Annotated in this window: 14 protein-coding genes; 6 read left to right on the top strand and 8 right to left on the bottom strand. The window is 70.4% G+C overall.

Features of this window, described 5'->3' with window-relative positions; genetic code table 11:
• Positions 1 to 522: DUF3995 domain-containing protein (locus ACFWYS_RS22470; RefSeq protein WP_384771662.1), on the top strand; the 522-nt coding region annotated here is incomplete at its 5' end.
• 2 nt (positions 523 to 524) lie between these two features.
• Positions 525 to 911 carry a DUF6463 family protein gene (locus ACFWYS_RS22465; protein WP_384771659.1) on the top strand — a complete coding sequence of 129 codons (387 nt, stop codon included), beginning with the start codon at positions 525 to 527 and terminating at the stop codon, positions 909 to 911.
• A gap of 246 nt (positions 912 to 1,157) precedes the next feature.
• On the opposite strand, the gene ACFWYS_RS22460 is transcribed toward ACFWYS_RS22465, so the two are convergent.
• The 6 genes from ACFWYS_RS22460 to eccD form a co-directional block, all read right to left on the bottom strand.
• Complete coding sequence (locus ACFWYS_RS22460; RefSeq protein ID WP_384771656.1) at positions 1,158 to 1,856, bottom strand: hypothetical protein; 699 nt, start codon at positions 1,854 to 1,856, stop codon at positions 1,158 to 1,160.
• Positions 1,857 to 1,999: 143 nt separating this feature from the next.
• Positions 2,000 to 2,296, bottom strand: coding sequence for a WXG100 family type VII secretion target (locus tag ACFWYS_RS22455; RefSeq protein WP_062720929.1), 297 nt, complete (start codon positions 2,294 to 2,296; stop codon positions 2,000 to 2,002).
• Between the two features lie 58 nt (positions 2,297 to 2,354).
• On the bottom strand, positions 2,355 to 2,720 hold the full coding sequence (locus tag ACFWYS_RS22450) for a WXG100 family type VII secretion target (protein ID WP_384771652.1): 366 nt from the start codon (positions 2,718 to 2,720) through the stop codon (positions 2,355 to 2,357).
• A 259-nt stretch (positions 2,721 to 2,979) separates the two neighbouring features.
• The gene (gene mycP / locus ACFWYS_RS22445) at positions 2,980 to 4,221 is read right to left on the bottom strand and encodes a type VII secretion-associated serine protease mycosin (protein WP_384771649.1); all 1,242 of its coding nucleotides are present in this window, start codon (positions 4,219 to 4,221) and stop codon (positions 2,980 to 2,982) included.
• Between the two features lie 16 nt (positions 4,222 to 4,237).
• On the bottom strand, positions 4,238 to 5,782 hold the full coding sequence (gene eccB / locus ACFWYS_RS22440) for a type VII secretion protein EccB (protein ID WP_384771647.1): 1,545 nt from the start codon (positions 5,780 to 5,782) through the stop codon (positions 4,238 to 4,240).
• Positions 5,783 to 5,836: 54 nt separating this feature from the next.
• Positions 5,837 to 7,402 (bottom strand): type VII secretion integral membrane protein EccD, encoded by a 1,566-nt coding sequence (gene eccD, locus ACFWYS_RS22435; RefSeq protein ID WP_384771644.1) that lies wholly within the window; start codon positions 7,400 to 7,402, stop codon positions 5,837 to 5,839.
• Positions 7,403 to 7,724: 322 nt separating this feature from the next.
• Here eccD and eccCa point away from each other — a divergent pair, with 322 nt between their 5' ends.
• A complete protein-coding gene (eccCa, locus tag ACFWYS_RS22430; protein ID WP_384771641.1) occupies positions 7,725 to 11,702 on the top strand; it encodes a type VII secretion protein EccCa in 3,978 nt (1,325 codons plus the stop codon).
• Positions 11,703 to 11,732: 30 nt separating this feature from the next.
• Here eccCa and ACFWYS_RS22425 read toward each other — a convergent pair whose 3' ends face one another.
• Positions 11,733 to 12,098, bottom strand: a complete 366-nt coding sequence (locus ACFWYS_RS22425; RefSeq protein WP_384771638.1) for a DUF192 domain-containing protein — start codon at positions 12,096 to 12,098, stop codon at positions 11,733 to 11,735.
• A gap of 60 nt (positions 12,099 to 12,158) precedes the next feature.
• On the opposite strand from ACFWYS_RS22425, the gene ACFWYS_RS22420 reads away from it, so the two are divergent.
• From ACFWYS_RS22420 to ACFWYS_RS22410, 3 genes are all read left to right on the top strand, one after another.
• The gene (locus ACFWYS_RS22420; protein ID WP_384771636.1) at positions 12,159 to 13,031 is read left to right on the top strand and encodes an LLM class flavin-dependent oxidoreductase; all 873 of its coding nucleotides are present in this window, start codon (positions 12,159 to 12,161) and stop codon (positions 13,029 to 13,031) included.
• A gap of 71 nt (positions 13,032 to 13,102) precedes the next feature.
• Positions 13,103 to 13,585 (top strand): GNAT family N-acetyltransferase, encoded by a 483-nt coding sequence (locus ACFWYS_RS22415; protein WP_384771633.1) that lies wholly within the window; start codon positions 13,103 to 13,105, stop codon positions 13,583 to 13,585.
• Positions 13,586 to 13,604: 19 nt separating this feature from the next.
• Positions 13,605 to 14,393, top strand: coding sequence for a class I SAM-dependent methyltransferase (locus ACFWYS_RS22410; RefSeq protein ID WP_384771630.1), 789 nt, complete (start codon positions 13,605 to 13,607; stop codon positions 14,391 to 14,393).
• 12 nt (positions 14,394 to 14,405) lie between these two features.
• Here ACFWYS_RS22410 and ACFWYS_RS22405 read toward each other — a convergent pair whose 3' ends face one another.
• Positions 14,406 to 15,614 (bottom strand): winged helix DNA-binding domain-containing protein, encoded by a 1,209-nt coding sequence (locus tag ACFWYS_RS22405; RefSeq protein WP_384771627.1) that lies wholly within the window; start codon positions 15,612 to 15,614, stop codon positions 14,406 to 14,408.
• Positions 15,615 to 15,977 lie beyond the last annotated feature (363 nt).

The following is a 15,977-nucleotide window of genomic DNA, read 5'->3' as shown; positions in this document are numbered from 1 at the left end:
TGGGGGAGCCGTATGACGATGACGAAACTCGCCGGCGGGACGGCCGCAGTCGGCCTCGGTGCGGTCGCGGCACTGCACGGGATCTGGACCTTCTCTCCCTGGCCGCTGGCCAGCCGTGCCGATTTCGCCCGTACGGTTGTCGGGGTCACCGAAGCCGGCCTGCCCACACCGCAGTTGACGGCCGCGGTCGCGGCGGCGCTCGCAGCGGCGTCCTATGTGGTCGCGGCCCAGGCCGACCTGGTCCCTCAGCTCTCGGGGGTGCGGCCACGTCGTTCGGTGCGCCAGGGCGTATGGGTCGTCGCAGGCGTGCTGCTTCTGCGAGGTGCCGCTGGTCTGGTCTCCTCCGCTGCGACCGGCCGGCCGACCGATTTCACCCGCTGGGACCTCACGTTGTACTCCCCGCTGTGTCTGGCGCTCGGAGGGCTGACGGCATACGTCGCCGCCTCCACTCGCGTTCCCCTCCGCCGAAACCGGCGCCTTGTCTTGAGGAGTCTCAAGGGCCGCAGGAATCAGGGAGGCTGACGATGACGCGCTTGATTCCCCGACTGGTGATCGGACTGGCTGCCGTGCACTTCGCGGTGTCCCTGGTCGCCTCCAGCACCTTCGGTGAGGTGGCCCACGACGGGTTCTGGAACGCCGTTCCCGGAAAGCCGCAGCGTGAGTACGAGATGTGGTTCTTCCTCGCCGGGTTCGGCCTCCTCGCCCTTGGCACACTCAGCCAACGCATCGTCCGTGACACCGGCAGGCTCCCGGCACAGCTGGGCTGGTATCTGCTCGCCATCGGCGTGCCGCTGCAGATTCTCTACCCCGTCTCCGGCGCACCGGGACTGATCGTGCTCGGGGTACTGGCCCTGATCGCGGCCCGGCGGGACAGTGCGGGAGACGGCCGTCGGACAACAACAGCGGACTAGGAGATGGCGGCGGCGGTGTGGACAGGCTCCCATCAAAGCCGCCGGGAGCAGCGCCGGACAGATGGCGGTCACACACTTAGAGATGGGTAATAGGGCTCGGACTGATAGTGGGGGATCTACACGCAGTTGGTGTATCGGCCGCAGGTGTTACGCGTCTGGGAAATGTGTAACACCTGTTGCTTTGCCGGGCAGTGAAACTGGATGGGCTCAAGGGTCTTCGATCGGTCTGGAAACCCTGGAACAGGTTCAGCCCCGCTGGGAGGGCCCGAGGACCGGCGGCCTCTGGCCCTCCCCGGACGGGCCCGTGTCGCCGGTCTGCCAGGTGGGGTCGTAGGCGCAGGGCACGGCCGTGACGCCGGTGAAGTACTCCCGGTCCGGGTACCACGTGAAGGACATCCCCTCGTCCCCGTCGTTGCGCTGGACGTACAGGTCCCAAGGCTTGGCCTTACCGCCCTCTCGGTAGGCCGTGACCTCCCAGCCGTCGTCCTTCAGGTGCTCGTGCAGTCGGCGGAGGCCGGAGACCGCCTGGCTCGCGGGCACGTGGTCCAGTGCCCAGTCGTGGCTCATCTGGTAGGCGCCGTCGACGGTCTTGTCCTCAAGGCCGAGCGGGCCACTGGTCCAGCAGAATCTGGAGCTGAGCGTGTTCACCGTGCTGACGCCGATGTCCTCGGCGCCCGGTTCCACGGTGCGCTTGAACCCCAGGACGTCGTACGCCTCCTGGGAGCGCTGGAAGGTGCGGCTCGCCATGTCCTCGGGTGCGACGCGGGGGAAGTCGGTCGATCCCCGGTTGTCCCAGGCGAGCGTGCCGATCAGAACGAGTACCGCCACGAGGGGGATGCCGATGAGCGCGGCGCAGCCGCATCCGAGGGCGGGGAGCACCGAGGAAGAGGAACTGGGCTCTGCCGGTGCGGTGGTTGTGCGGGTCGGGGCGGGCTGTTCTGGCATGCGGGCACGGTATGTCCGTGGGGGAGCGCGGCGAATGGGCGCTGCTACCCGGTCAGGAGTGTGTACGCGTACTCAACCGAAGCCACTCGGGGTGGGTACCTCCCGTGCGTACCCACCCCGAGTGTTGAACCAGGCCTGCCGCGTCAGTAGTTGGCGGCGGCCTTACGGTCGGCCGCGCTGTACGCCGCGCTCGCCTCGCGGACCGCGTTCGCGATGGCGTTGAGGGCCTGGTGGATTTCCCTGGCCTTGATGTCCCACTCGCGGTGGAGGCCGTCCGCCGCGGTCTTGGCCTCGCCCTCGAAGAAGGCGGAGAGGTCCTTCATCCGCTGCTGGAGGGCTTCCAGGTCCGTGTCCAGCTTCTTGGCCTGGGAGGTGATGTCCCCTGCGGCGCGCTCAAGTTCCGCGTAGGTGACGAGCATGGTGCCGTTGTCCACTGCCATGGCTGCTCCAACTTCCTTTCGTAGCCGGTGTTCCGGTGTATTGCGGTGCTGCTGCGCGCTACATGCCGGAGAAGGCCGAGGTCTTCCCGGACGGGGCGGCGCCGCCGGCCGAGCCGGAGCCGCCGGTGTCGATGCCCGCCAGGGCCTGGAAGATCTCTTCGTCGTTGCTGCCGGCGATGCGGCGGTTGTCGTTGACCGCGTTCTGGAAACGGACGAGCAGATTGCCGATGTGGGCCATGCGCTCGTTGATTTCCGTCTGCTTGCGGTCGAAGGACACGGCACCCTGACCCTGCCACTTGCCTTCCACGCCGTCGATCACGGCGTGCAGCTGCTGGAGCTGCTGCTTCACCGATCCGAAGCGCTCGTTCAACTCCTGCTCGAACTGCCGCAGTACGTCATCTGTGACCTTCTGGGTTCCTGCCATCTGTTCTTCCTCCCGGTGCTGTTGAGGTCCGACGGGTTGGACCAGGAGAAGCCACGTGGCGAACGGCGAGTGACGAACGGCGCGCAGCCGTGGTGAGTTGCACACGGCATGACAGTCGCCTCCCCCGTAATCCCCGCAATCCCCGTGCTCCCCGTTTGCTGCGACCGCCGGTCATTGCGATCGCGGTGACGCGAACGTCACCGAACTGCATGCGTGTCACTCTAGCCACTACCAGTGACAGGACCAACGAGCTTCTCGGCTATCGCGGAAGCGTCCTCCTGCGCGCATCCCGCACCGCCACCGCCCCACCCCCGATGACCGCCACCAGCACCAGGCTGCCCACCACCACATACGTCCCGAGGCGGACGGCCCGCTCCTGCGGGGTTTCCCCGAGCGGGAGTTGGGCGACAGTGGGGGCCTGGGCGCGCTCTGCGCCCTCGTTGCTCGGCACCGGGTGGTCGATGGGTTTGTCGTCCTCCGTCAGGGCGCGTACGGGGTCGACGACTCCCCAGCCGACCAGGCGGTCATGGCCGGGGATGGAGCGTTCCGCGGTCTGCATGATCTGGGCGGTGATCTGTTCCTGCGTCCATGTGGGGTGCTTGGCTTTGATCAGGGCCGCGACGCCGGCGACGTAGGGCGCGGAGAAGCTCGTGCCGTTGTCGGAGCAGTGTCCTCCGATCGGGACGGTGGAGACCATGTCCACCCCGGGTGCCGCTACGTCGACGAACTCGCCGGACTGGGAGAAGTACGCGCGCTCGTTGTTGCGGTCCGCGGCGGCCACCGCCAGGACGCCGTCGTACGACGCCGGGTAGGTCTTCTTCAGGTTGCCTCCGAGGCCGTCGTTGCCGGCTGAGGCGACGATGACGATCCCCTTGGCCAGGGCGTTTTTCACCGCCTGTTCCAGCTTCGAGCTGGGCTTGACCGCATTGGCCGTGTCCTGGGAGATGTTGATGACTTTGGCCTTGGCCTCGTTGGCGGCGTAGTTGATGGCCCTGGCCAGGCTCGTTGTGTCGCCGTGGCCCTCCGCGTCGTTCTGCTGGATCGGGATGATCGTCGCCTTCGGGGCCAGGCCGACGAAGCCCGTGCCCTTCGCCGGCCTGGCAGCGATGATTCCCGCGACCTTGGTGCCGTGGCCCACCATGTCGGTGGTGCCGTTCTCGCTGCCGCGCTCGATCTTGTTGCCGTTGTCGTCCTTGAGGTTCGGAGGCAGGAAGTTACGGCCGCTCTTGACGTCCACGGCCGGGGTGAGCTGAGGGTTCTTCACGTCCACGCCCGTGTCGATGACCGCGACGCGCACGCCCTCGCCCATGGACTGCTTCCACAACTCGTCCAACATGACCCGCTGCAACGCCCAGGGGCGGCCCTCGTACACCTTCTCCCCGAAGGCGCACTGATCGGCGGCGGTGGCGGTAGGAGCCGGGAACACCCCGAGGCACGCGAAAGCGGCGGCGGCCGTTCCAGCGAGAAGGCGCACCCGGTTCAGGTGGCGAGCCGTACGCATCACCCGACCCACCCCCTCACGAACCTTGCGGCTGCCGCGCCGCCCCCGTCGACAGACGAGGTCCCGTCGGCAGGAACGCCGACCACGCGGCCGGGATCGGAGCCGGCGTCACGTCCTTGTAGCCCAGGTGGTTCTGCGCCTGCTGGGCCTCATCCAACGCCGCCGCACGCTGCTGCTGCCTCTCGGTTGCCGTGCCCGAGGAGCCGATGCCCGCGTCGTCCGTCTCGCTGTCGCCGTTGGACTGCATCGCATAGCGCAGGCCGGTGTCGGTGACCAGGAAGAAGAAGCCGGAGCGGGTCGACGATCCCGTGAACTGGCGGAAGAACTGGCCCGATCCGGGGGTGACGTACGCGCTGCTCGAACCGGTGGGAAGGGGGGCCGGGAAGTCCTTGCCCGCCCAGGTGCTCAGGGTCGTGGCGCCCTGGTTGTCCTCGTCCACGTCGCGCAGGACATTGCAGACCGTGTTGCGGCTGCCCTTGTCGGTGCTCGCCGAGTTGACCGGCTCCGGCTCCCGCTGAGGCCAGGTCTTCTCCGCGCCGAAGGGCTCCCCGGGCGTGAAACTGGCGGCGCTGACGGGCATCGCTCGGCTCGCTTGCCCAAGGCCGGTCAGGGCTTCGCTGCTGAGCAGGAGCTTCGCCATGAAGTCCGAGACCGGCGCGACCCGCCCCTGTAGGACGACGTACTTCTGGATCCTGGTGCCGGACGGTGCCTCCAGGACCATGCCGATCTTGTTCGCCTTGGCCGGCAGCTGGCCCTGGATCCCGGCGTCGGCGGCGGGCCTGTCGGGGATCTCCGGGAAGGCGATGGGGTCGCCCTTGTGCAAGGTGTTCAGCCAGCCGGCCGACACCCGCTGGGGCTCCGTACCGCCGACGACTGTGCGCAGCAGCAGTTCCTCGTTCCGCACGGGATACGCCGTCCCCGCAGCGTCGACCACGTACCGCGTACGGTCCGGGCCCGGTCCCTCCACATACATCAGCTCGCCACCGCGCAGCCGTTCCGCGCCTTCGGTCCGGTCCATGTCGCGCTGGGCGAGGATGAACGCGGCCTTCTGGATGGCACGGCCGCCTTCACCGGGGCGCTCGCACACCGCCCAGCGCTTCTTCGAGCCGGCTTCGTCGGCGTCGGGCAGACGGTCGGGGGCGTAGGGGATGCCGAGGGTGGGGCCGTGCGGGATCTTGCCGTTGTCCAGGACTGATTCGTCCACGTTGATGACCTTGCCCTTGTCGGGCTTCATCAGCAGCTTCGCCGAGGACATGTTCAGCACCGGGTGCAGCTGCGTCTTGTCGCCGGTCGTCAGGATCACGTACCGCGTGGTCGACTTGCTGGAGATGATGATGTTCTCGCCGGGCTTGTCCCAGCCCTGCGGTGCGGTGGGCTTGAACATGCCCCAGGCGCCGAACGCCGCGAGGATGACCGTCGCGACGATCGCACCCGGCACGACCGCGCGCAGCGGGCGTGGCCAACCCTCCTCCGTGCCGTTCGGGTTGGGCTGGAGGAACTGCCCGACCAGGCGCCGTCGCGCGAAGGTGTAGGCGTTGAGCTCATCCCGCCGTGATGCCATGGTTCCGCTGCCTCTTTCCCCCGCCGGCTGATCTGGTTCCCAAGACTGTCGTCGTCACGAAGACAGCGACCGCATCTGCTGGTACGCGCCGAATACCGCAAGACATAGCGGCAGCAGCGTCAGGAGTACGAAGCTCTCGGCGATCTCCAGGAAGCGGCCCCAGAACGGGGTGACCCCCTTGCTGGGCACGACCAGCGCGATCGCGGCGATCGCCCCGGCGACGACGGCCACCGCGACCGACAGCCAGACCAGCCTGATGTCCAGGGCGGCGCCGTCACCCCGTAGCGCCTCCAGGACCATCCAGCCGGGCGGGTTGAGGGAGAGGCCGAGCCCCAGGAGCACCAGCGAGGCGAGGCCGGCCGCGAGTGTGCAGGCCACCTGGACGGTGTGCCGGAACAGATGGGCGCGCATCAGCAGGGCCAGGCCCGTGGCGAGCGCGAGGAGTTGGGCCCACAGGTCGTCGGAGAATCCGAGCACCGCGGCCGCACCCGTCGCGACCAGCGCACATCCGCCGACCAGGCCGAGCAGCAGTTCGTGGCCGCGCCGTGCCTGGGCGGCGATGCGTTCGGCGTCGATCGCGGCCGCTGCCGCGGTGCCGTCGCCCTCGTCGTCGGAGTCGGCGTCGTCGTAGCCGCTGCCGACAGCGGTGCGCGGCGGGTCGAAGCCGATGGGAAGGCGGGCGAAACGGGTGGCGAGGCCCGGCAGGAACGCGAGCGTGCCCAGGGCGAGCGGAGAGCAGACCGCCGCCGTCTCGACCGGCTGCATCTCGGTGAGGATCGACACGAACGTGAGCAGCATGCCGATGGCCGAGGCGAACACGAAGGCGACGAAGGGGCTGTCGCCGCTCGGCGTGAGGATCACCAGCACCACCGATCCGACCAGCACGGCGGCACAGGCGAGCAGGAACTGCAGTCTGCCGATGCCTTCTCCGGCCGGCAGCGCCAGCAGCCCGCTGCCGGCGACTCCCAGGTTCGCGAGGGCCCCCATGCCGAAGGCCACGGACGATCCGCGGTCGCCGTACACCCGGGCGCGTACGGCGGCGATCGCCAGGAGGACGACGCCCGAGACCGCGGCGACGATGCCCGGGAGGCCGTTCATGTCGTGGCGGATGTCGGAACTCCAGGCCACGAAGGCGAGCAGCATCAGCAGCACACTGCCGCCGAAGAGTCCCGCGCCGCGCAGGAGTTCGTCGTTCCACAGGGCGCGGTCGCGGGTGACGGCGCTGGCGGTGGCGTGCGAGACGTCGTCGAACACCGCGGGCGGGAGGGAGTCGGAGAAGGGGCGCAGCAGCAGGAACTCGCCGTCGGCGATGCGCTGCGCGGCGAGTGAGCGGGCCTCGTCGAGCACCGTGCCGTCGCGGCGCACCAGGTGGTATCCGACCGGGGCGCCGGGGGCCGGGCTCTGGCCGGACAGGCGCAGGATCTCCGGGTAGAGGTGCGCGAGCGGGATGTCGTCGGGCAGCGCCATATCGATACGGCTGTCCGGCGCGGCCACGATGATCCGGCGGAAGCCGGTGCTGCGAGTGGTCGGTGTCCCGGGTCCCGTATGGGCCCCCGGTCCCGGTCCCGCATAACCGCCGGTATTTCCTGCGGCCCCCGCCGCTCGAACCGTTGTAGGCACCTACTGCTCCCCCTCGCGGTGCTTCTCAGATCGCGTTCCGCGCCCCGGTCCCGGTCGTTTGCGTGTCCGCTCTTACCCGGTCGACTTCCGCATGGCCGTGAATGCCACCGAAATGACCGTGAACGTCCCCGAAACCGCCGACTGTTCGCGGAAACCGCCGACTGTTCGCGGGTTTCGCGGGTGCGCACACGCGTGCCGCCACCCTACCGTCCGTAATGTCAGTGCCCGCCAGTAGGATCTGCTTCAGATCCAATTCGGATGGAGTCGGCGCCACGGGGGTGCGGACAAGGGCTCTTCAGTCCGCGAGGGGGACGGGTCAGCTTTGAGCCAGATCGTCGTCAAACGGCCACCGAGGACCTTGCCGGCCGAGGTGCCCGCCGATCCAGTGCAGTTGCAATCCCCGCCCGAGCTGCCCAGAGGGCAGCAGGAGGGCGCGCTGATGCAGTTGCTGCCCATGCTGGGGATGGGCGGTTCCGTCGTCTTTTTCTTCATGACGCCGAATCCGGTCATGCGCATCATGGGCATGGTGATGATCGCGTCGACGATCGGAATGGGCATTGCCATGCTCGTCCGCTATCGGCGGGGGACCCAGGGACAGCTCGCCGATATGCGGCGGGACTACCTGAAGTACCTGGCGAAAACTCGTCGTACGGTGCTGAGAACCGCTCGACAGCAGCGTGACGCCCAGTTCTATCTGCATCCGGCGCCCGAGCAGTTGTGGGCGCTGGTCGCCGAAGGCAGCCGTATCTGGGAGCGGCGCGTCAGTGACGACGACTTCGGGCAGGTGCGGATCGGTCTGGGCAGCCAGCAGCTCGCCAGTGCGCTGATCGCGCCCGAGACCGCTCCGGTGGACGAGCTGGAGCCGCTCACCGCCGGGGCCATGAAGCAGTTCCTCAGCGCGCACAGCACGATCGAGGGCCTGCCCATGGCGATCTCGCTGCGGGCCTTCTACCACCTCACCCTCAGCGGCGACGAGAGCCATGTCCGGGCATCCGCGCGCGCCATGGTGGCCTCCCTGGTCTCCCTGCACTCTCCTGACGACCTGGTCGTCGCCATCGCCGCCGGGCAGGACGCGGCCCCGCACTGGGAGTGGGCCAAGTGGCTGCCCCACGTCCAGACCGAGGGGAGCGACGGAGCGGGCAGCCGACGGCTCATCACGTCCGACGCGCAGGACCTGGAGCTGCTGCTCAAGGAGGAGCTCGAAGGCCGGCCCCGGTTCCAGCCCGGCGGCCAGCCCCTGCTGGAACAGCCGCACATCGTCGTCGTACTCGACCAAGAGGCCCTGTCGCCGTTGTCGGCGCTGGCGGCGGCCGAAGGGCTCCAGGGTGTGACGGTCATCGAGGTCGTGCCCGGCAGGCTCACCGGGGCACGCGGCGGCCTCTCGGTCGTGGTGCATCCGCAATCGCTGCGCCTGGAGTCCGGCGACGGCCATGTCTACCAAGGGACACCCGACCGCTTCAGTCCCGAGGCCGCCGAGGCACTCGCACTCCAACTCGCGCCCCTGTACATGGCGTCCGGCGGCGACTCCGACGAACCGCTGCTCGCCAACCTGGAGTTCACCGATCTCCTCGATCTCGACGACGCGGAGTCCGTGAACGTCGGCCGCACCTGGCGCCCGCGCTCCCGCGCCGAGCGCCTGCGTGTCCCGATCGGGGTCGGCGAGGACGGCGGCCCGGTGATGCTGGACCTGAAGGAAGCCGCGCAGGACGGCATGGGCCCGCACGGCCTGTGCGTCGGCGCCACCGGGTCCGGCAAGTCCGAGCTGCTGCGCACCCTCGTGCTCGGCCTCGCGGTGACCCACTCCTCGGAGACGCTGAACTTCGTCCTCGCGGACTTCAAGGGCGGTGCCACCTTCGCCGGCATGGCGGACCTGCCGCACGTCGCCGCGGTGATCACCAACCTCGCGGACGACCTGACCCTCGTGGACCGCATGGGCGACTCGATCCGCGGCGAACTCAACCGCCGGCAGGAACTGCTCCGCAGGGCGGGCAATTTCGCCAACATCCACGACTACGAGAAGGCCCGCTCGGCCGGCGCCGCGCTGGAGCCCATCCCGTCCCTCGTCCTGGTCATCGACGAGTTCAGCGAACTCCTCACCGCCAAACCGGATTTCATCGACATGTTCGTCCAGATCGGCCGCATCGGCCGCTCCCTGGGCGTCCACCTGCTGCTCGCCTCGCAGCGCCTGGAGGAAGGCCGCCTGCGCGGTCTGGAGACCTACCTCTCGTACCGCATCGGACTGCGGACGTTCTCCGAGGCCGAGTCACGCGCCGCCCTCGGTGTGCCGGACGCGTACCACCTGCCGAACGTCCCGGGCTCGGGCTACCTGAAGTACGGCACCGACGAAACGGCCCGCTTCAAGGCGGCCTACGTCTCCGGCGCGCACCGGCCCGCCGCCGCCCGAGCGGCCATCACCGGGGACGGGCAACTGCCCGTGGACCGCCGTCCCGTGCCCTTCACCGCCGCCCCCGTGCCGGTGCACCACGTCCAGCCCGACCCCCGGGCCCAGGTACCGGACCCACGGGCGAGCGGGGACGACGCGCTGGCCGACACCGTGCTCGACGTCATCGTCCGCCGCCTCACCGGGCAGGGCCCGGCCGCACACCAGGTGTGGCTGCCCCCGCTGGACAACCCCCCGTCGCTGGACGCCCTGCTCACGGGACTCGCCGCGGAGCAGGGCCGCGGCCTGACCCAGCCCGGCTACCAGGGCGCCGGCCGCCTCATCGTGCCGCTCGGCGTCGTCGACAAGCCCTTCGAACAGCGGCGCGACACGCTCTACCGGGACTTCTCCGGGGCCGCGGGCCATATGCAGATCGTCGGCGGCCCGCAGTCGGGTAAATCGACGCTGCTGCGGACGATCATCGCCGCGTTCGCGCTGACCCACACCCCGCACGAAGTCCAGTTCTACGGCCTGGACTTCGGCGGTGGCGGCATGTCGGCCGTCTCCGGACTGCCGCACGTCGGCGGCGTCGCCTCCCGCCTGGACCCCGAGCGGGTGCGCCGCACGGTCGCCGAGGTGTACGGCATCCTGACGCGCCGTGAGGAGTACTTCCGCAGCGCCGGCATCGACTCCATCGCCACCTTCCGCAAGCTGCGGGCCCGAGGTGACATCTCGGTGGCGGACCAGCCCTGGGGCGACGTCTTCCTGGTCATCGACGGCTGGGGGAACTTCCGCACGGAGTACGAAGCCCTGGAGGCGGCCGTCCTCGACATCGCCGCGCGAGGCCTCGGCTACGGCATCCACCTGGTCCTCACCGCCTCCCGCGCCATGGAGGTCCGCGCCAACCTCAAGGACCTGCTGGTGAACCGCCTCGAACTGCGGCTCGGCGACCCCATGGACTCCGAACTGGACCGCAAGGCAGCCGGAAACGTCCCGACGGGTGTGCCCGGCCGGGGCGTCACCCCCGAAGCACTGCACTTCATGGCCGCGGTTCCCCGCATCGACGGCATCCACTCCGACGACAACCTCTCCGAGGCCACCGCCGCCATGAGCCGCGACGTGGACCGCCACTGGACAGCACCCGGCGCGCCCGCAGTCCGCCTCCTGCCGCGCCACTTGCCCCTCGCGGACCTGCCCGCAGCCCCCGCGCAGCAGGACCGCGGCGTCGCCTTCGCGCTCGACGAGAACAACCTGGAACCCGTCTTCGTCAACTTCGAACGGGACCCCTTCTTCCTCGTCTTCGGCGAGAGCGAGTCCGGCAAGTCCAATCTGCTGCGCCTCCTCATCAAGCAGATCACCGATCTCCACGACGGGGACTCCGCCAAGCTCTTCGTCATCGACAACCGCCGCTCGCTCCTGGACGCGGCACCGGCGACCCACCTGGCCGAGTACGTGCCCATGTCCAACGCCATGGAGCACCACGTCGAGGCGCTGGCCGACCTCATGCGCCGCCGCACCCCCTCACCCGACGTCACCGCCGACCAGCTGCGGGCCCGCAACTGGTGGAGCGGCCCGACGATCTACGTGGTCGTCGACGACTACGACCTGGTCTCGACGTCCGGCGGCAACCCCCTCGCCCCGCTCACGGAACTCCTCCCGTTCGCCCGCGACGTCGGCATCCGCTTCATCGTCGCCCGCAACACCGCAGGCGCCGGCCGCTCCTCGTACGAACCCTTCATGCAGCGGATCAAGGAGCTGGGCGCGCAGGGCGTCGTGCTCTCCGGCGACCCGAACGAGGGCGACATCCTGGGCAACGTACGCCCGCGTGCCATGCCGGCCGGGCGCGGCATCTTCGTCTCGCGCAAGCAGGGGAACCTGCTGGTGCAGACCGGGCTGGTGGAAGGGGAGGAGCAGGGCTGACGGGAGGGGAAGCGCAGGGCTGACGTACGGTCACTCGGCCGTCATCGTCACCCGCACGCCGACCCGCACCCCCCACCCCGCCATCACCCCGGCCTCCGCCTCCAGCACATGCCGTGAGCGGAGTCGGGGCAGGCCCAGGCGGCCGGGTTCCATCGTGCGTACGGCGATGACGGTGAGCTTGCGGTCGAGGTAGGCGACGTCGATGGGGATGCGCATACGGAAGGTGTGCACGCCGCCCGCCGGGGTCAGGAGCAGCGCCCCGTCCACGGCGTCGCGGCCCAGCAGGCCCTTGGTGCGGGCCCGGTACGACGACGCCACCTCCAAGGGGATCGAGACCTCGCCCCGCTCCCCGTGAATCGTCAGCGTCCCTCGTCCGTCACGCCATCGCCGCCCCATTCCCGGGCACCTCCTGAAATCCGGTTGTCCGCCGAGTGTTACCCGGGTAGGAAAGATCCCATGACCGCACTCGGCGCAGTCTTCCGTCCCCAACTCGCCCCCGAACGACTCCGATCCGTCGCCCGGCTCGCCGACGAGACAGGCCTCGAAGAGCTGTGGCTCTGGGAGGACTGTTTCCGGGAGGGCGGGATCTCCACCGCCGCGGCCGCCCTCGCCTGGACCGAGCGGGTCAAGGTCGGCATCGGGCTGCTGCCCGTCCCGCTGAGGAACGTCGCCATCACCGCGATGGAGGCCGCCACCCTGCACCGTATGTTCCCGGACCGTCCGATCCTCGCCGTCGGGCACGGTGTGCAGGACTGGATGGCGCAGGTCGGGGCCCGGGCCGAGTCGCCGATGACCCTGCTGCGGGAGCATCTCGTCGCCCTGCGCGCCCTGCTCAACGGGGAGCGGGTGACCACCGAGGGGCGTTACGTCCGCCTCGACGACGTCGCCCTCGACTGGCCGCCCGCCCAGCCGGTGCCCGTCATCGCCGGGGCCACCGGACCCCGCTCGCTGCGACTCGCCGGCGAGGCCGCCGACGGGACCCTGCTCACCGCCTCGACTCCACCGGAGGGGGTACGGCGGGCACGGCAGCTCATCGAGGAGGGGCGGAAGTCGGCCGGGCGTGGAGGCACGCACCCCGTCGTCGTCTACCTCCTCACCGCCACCGGGCCCGACGCGGCCGCCCGCGTCAAGGCCGAGCTCGCCGAGGAAGGGCTCGGATCCGTGCCCGATCTCGGCGTCGCCGGGGACGCCGGTACGGTCGCGAAGGCCGTGCAGCGGCTCGCGGACGCCGGTGCCGACACGGTGGTGCTGCAGCCGACGGGGGACGAGCCCGATCCGGAGGGGTTCGTGCGGTTCGCGGCCGAGGAAGTGCGGCCGCTGGTTCCGTAGGCCGTACGGCTCCGTCGGCTTCCGCCGTCGGCTCGGCGGCGTTGTCAGTGGCTCCTGCCACACTCCCGCACATGACTGACGTAAGCCTCCGAGACGTCCTGGACTCCGACCTCGAAGCCTTCCTCGCCTACGAGCACGACCCGGAAGCCGTCCGGCGGTCGAGGTTCACGCCCCGGCCGCGGGACGCCTTCATGAAGCACTGGCGGACCCGCGTGCTCGGGAACGAGACGGGCCTTGTACAGACCGTCCTGGCGGGGGAGGAGGTCGCCGGCAACATCGTGGCCTGGTGGGACGACGACCGCCGCTTCCTCGGCTACTGGCTCGGACGGCCGTACTGGGGGAGAGGCATCGGCACCAAGGCCCTCGGCCTCTTCCTCGAACTCGAAACGACCCGCCCCCTGTACGCCGACCCCTTCCACACCAACACCGCCTCCGTACGACTCCTCGAACGCCACGGCTTCCAGCGCGCCGGCACCCTCCACCACGGCGACGACGGGGACGAGGGCGGGGACGTCGACGAGGACGGATACGTACTGCTTGTTCTCGGAGGTTGAGCGGCACCGTGGCGGCACTGTGAACGAGCAACCCCGTAGCTTCGACGACCTCGTCGCCGAAGGCGTCGCCGTGCCCACCGAGGGGTGGGACTTCTCCTGGTTCGAGGGGCGTGCCACCGAGGCGCGGCCCTCCTGGGGGTACGCCACGTCCCTAGCCGAGCGGCTGTCCCGCGCCAGCGCCGCCCTCGACATCCAGACCGGGGGAGGAGAGGCACTCGACTTCGCGCTGCGCCGTGCCGATCCGAAGGTCCCGCCCCGCACCGTCGCCACCGAGGGCTGGCCGCCCAACGTCGCCAAGGCCACCGCCCTCCTCGGCCCGCGCGGCGTCGCGGTCGTCGCCTCGCCCGAGGACGCCCCGCTGCCCTTCGCCGACGGCGCCTTCGACCTGGTCGGCAGCCGGCACCCGGTCAGCCCGCACTGGGCCGAGATCGCCCGTGTCCTCCAGCCCGGCGGCACCTACCTCGCCCAGCACGTCGGGCCACGCAGCGTCTTCGAGCTCGTCGAGTACTTCCTCGGCCCCCTCCCGGAGGAGCAGCGCGACGCCCGCCACCCGGACCGCGAGCGCGCCGCCGCCGAGGCCGCCGGGCTCGACATCGTCGACCTGCGCGCCGAGCGGCTGCGCATCGAGTTCCACGACATCGCGGCCGTCGTCCACTTCCTGCGGAAGGTGGTGTGGATGGTCCCCGGCTTCACCGCCGAGGCATACCGCCCGCAGCTCCGCGCCCTGCACGAGCAGATCCGGTCCGACGGCCCCTTCGTCGCACACAGCACCCGCCACCTCTTCGAGGCCCGCAAGCCCGGCCCCTGAGCGGGCGCCCCCCTATGCGTGCGGGCCGACCGTCACCTCCCCGACCACCAGCTCCGCCTTCGCCTCCAGCACATCCCCCGCCCGCTCCACCTGCTCGCCCAGCTCCCGCTCCAGCCGCCCCGTCAGCCCGCGTCCGACCAACTCCACCGTGACCGTCGTACGACGACCCTGGCGGCGCTGGTGCCAGACTCCGGCCACCACGCCGTCGACCAGGAGGACCGGGTAGTTCCCCGCCTGGCCGCCCGCCAGGGCACGCCGGTACGCCTGCCCGGGGAACAGCGACTCGCGAGGCTGCGCGGCGATGGCGTACGCGTCGAAGTACGGCAGCAACCGCACCCCACGCACCCGCCCGTCCGGGAACTCGGTGTCACCCGCCGCCACCCAGGCCGCCGCCCCCTCGAACGCGACCTCCTCGACCTCCCCCGCCTCCGCCAGCTCCCCGAACAGCCCCACCGCCCATCCCGTCGGCGCCGCCAGCCACTTGGCGAAGTGCTGCGGCGTGGCCGGACCGTACGCCCGCAGATACCGCCGCACGAGCCACCCCAGCTCCCCGATCGCCCCCTCGCCCACCGGACCCTCGCCCGCCGCTCCCGACGGCGCCCCCTCGCCCACCGCTCCCGGATCGGCCGCTCGCGGCCGCGTGTACGTCACCTTCCGTCCCCGATTCGGTCCGAAGCACAGCGCACCCGACTGACCCGCCCGGTGCATCACCTGCCGCCAGCGCGGCCACATGTCCTGGAAGGCGGGCATCACCAGGTCACCGGCCCAGGGACCGGTGCGGGCGACCACCTCCGCACCCAGTTCGTCCACGGTCAGACAGACCCCGTCGAGGGCGTCCCCGATCGCCGCGACGATCTGCTCCGCCTGCTCCTCCGTCACCCGCGCGTCCGGCGGAAACGGGCTCGCCCCCGTCGGAATCGCGCTCAGCGCACCGCACCACAGCTGCAGTTCTGCGGCGGGCAGCAGATGCACGGTGCCGCGCGGGCCGAACGTCTTCACCAGCGTGTGCTCGTCCCAGAGCGCCGCCCGGACGTCCGCCCGTGTCACTCCGGTGGCCCGCACCCCTACCGACACCTCGGCAGCGGACAGCACCTGCGCATGCGCGCCCAGCATCGCCCCGACCACCTCGGCGACCGGTGTGCCCAGCCCGGCCGGACGGTCCAGGAACTGCCGCTCCAGCCGCCGTGCGCTCGCCTCGTCCCATGTGACAGTGACAGTCATGGGGCGACGTTAGGCCGGATGTAGGTCAGAAACTGTCCGTTTGCTGGACCCGCCTGGCCCGCCACCGTGTGTCGTCGTGGGCGGTCAGGCGCCGCCGAGTGCCACCTCGTGCCCCTCCGTGCAAACCGTGCATCCAGGCGCGAACGCCCTTCGGCTCCTGCGCATCAAAGGAACCCTCACCTTTTCCACATTGTTATGACGGCCGACTCGCTTTCCCTCCACTCCTCACGTAAATTCGAGCGAAGGAAATTCGCGTAAGCAAAGCTGCGCGGCGGGGGGGGCCCCCCCCCGGCGCGGGGCGGCGGGGCGGGGCGCGCGGTGCGGCGGCCGCCGCCCGCGCCCCGCCCCACCCCCCCCCCCCCC

This window comes from Streptomyces sp. NPDC059010 (assembly GCF_042740355.1).
In the GTDB taxonomy this organism is placed as follows: Bacteria; Actinomycetota; Actinomycetes; order Streptomycetales; family Streptomycetaceae; genus Streptomyces.
Note: the sequence above shows the minus strand (reverse complement) of the source record. Positions and strands in the feature narration are given on the sequence as shown.

Bases quoted from the DNA above. Each gene is read 5' to 3' on its own strand.
- ACFWYS_RS22465 (WP_384771659.1), top strand. From the start codon at position 525: ATGACGCGCTTGATTCCCCGACTGGTGATCGGACTGGCTGCCGTGCAC.
- ACFWYS_RS22460 (WP_384771656.1), bottom strand. From the start codon at position 1,856: ATGCCAGAACAGCCCGCCCCGACCCGCACAACCACCGCACCGGCAGAG.
- ACFWYS_RS22455 (WP_062720929.1), bottom strand. From the start codon at position 2,296: ATGGCAGTGGACAACGGCACCATGCTCGTCACCTACGCGGAACTTGAG.
- ACFWYS_RS22450 (WP_384771652.1), bottom strand. From the start codon at position 2,720: ATGGCAGGAACCCAGAAGGTCACAGATGACGTACTGCGGCAGTTCGAG.
- mycP (WP_384771649.1), bottom strand. From the start codon at position 4,221: ATGCGTACGGCTCGCCACCTGAACCGGGTGCGCCTTCTCGCTGGAACG.
- eccB (WP_384771647.1), bottom strand. From the start codon at position 5,782: ATGGCATCACGGCGGGATGAGCTCAACGCCTACACCTTCGCGCGACGG.
- ACFWYS_RS22425 (WP_384771638.1), bottom strand. From the start codon at position 12,098: ATGGGGCGGCGATGGCGTGACGGACGAGGGACGCTGACGATTCACGGG.
- ACFWYS_RS22420 (WP_384771636.1), top strand. From the start codon at position 12,159: ATGACCGCACTCGGCGCAGTCTTCCGTCCCCAACTCGCCCCCGAACGA.
- ACFWYS_RS22415 (WP_384771633.1), top strand. From the start codon at position 13,103: ATGACTGACGTAAGCCTCCGAGACGTCCTGGACTCCGACCTCGAAGCC.
- ACFWYS_RS22405 (WP_384771627.1), bottom strand. From the start codon at position 15,614: ATGACTGTCACTGTCACATGGGACGAGGCGAGCGCACGGCGGCTGGAG.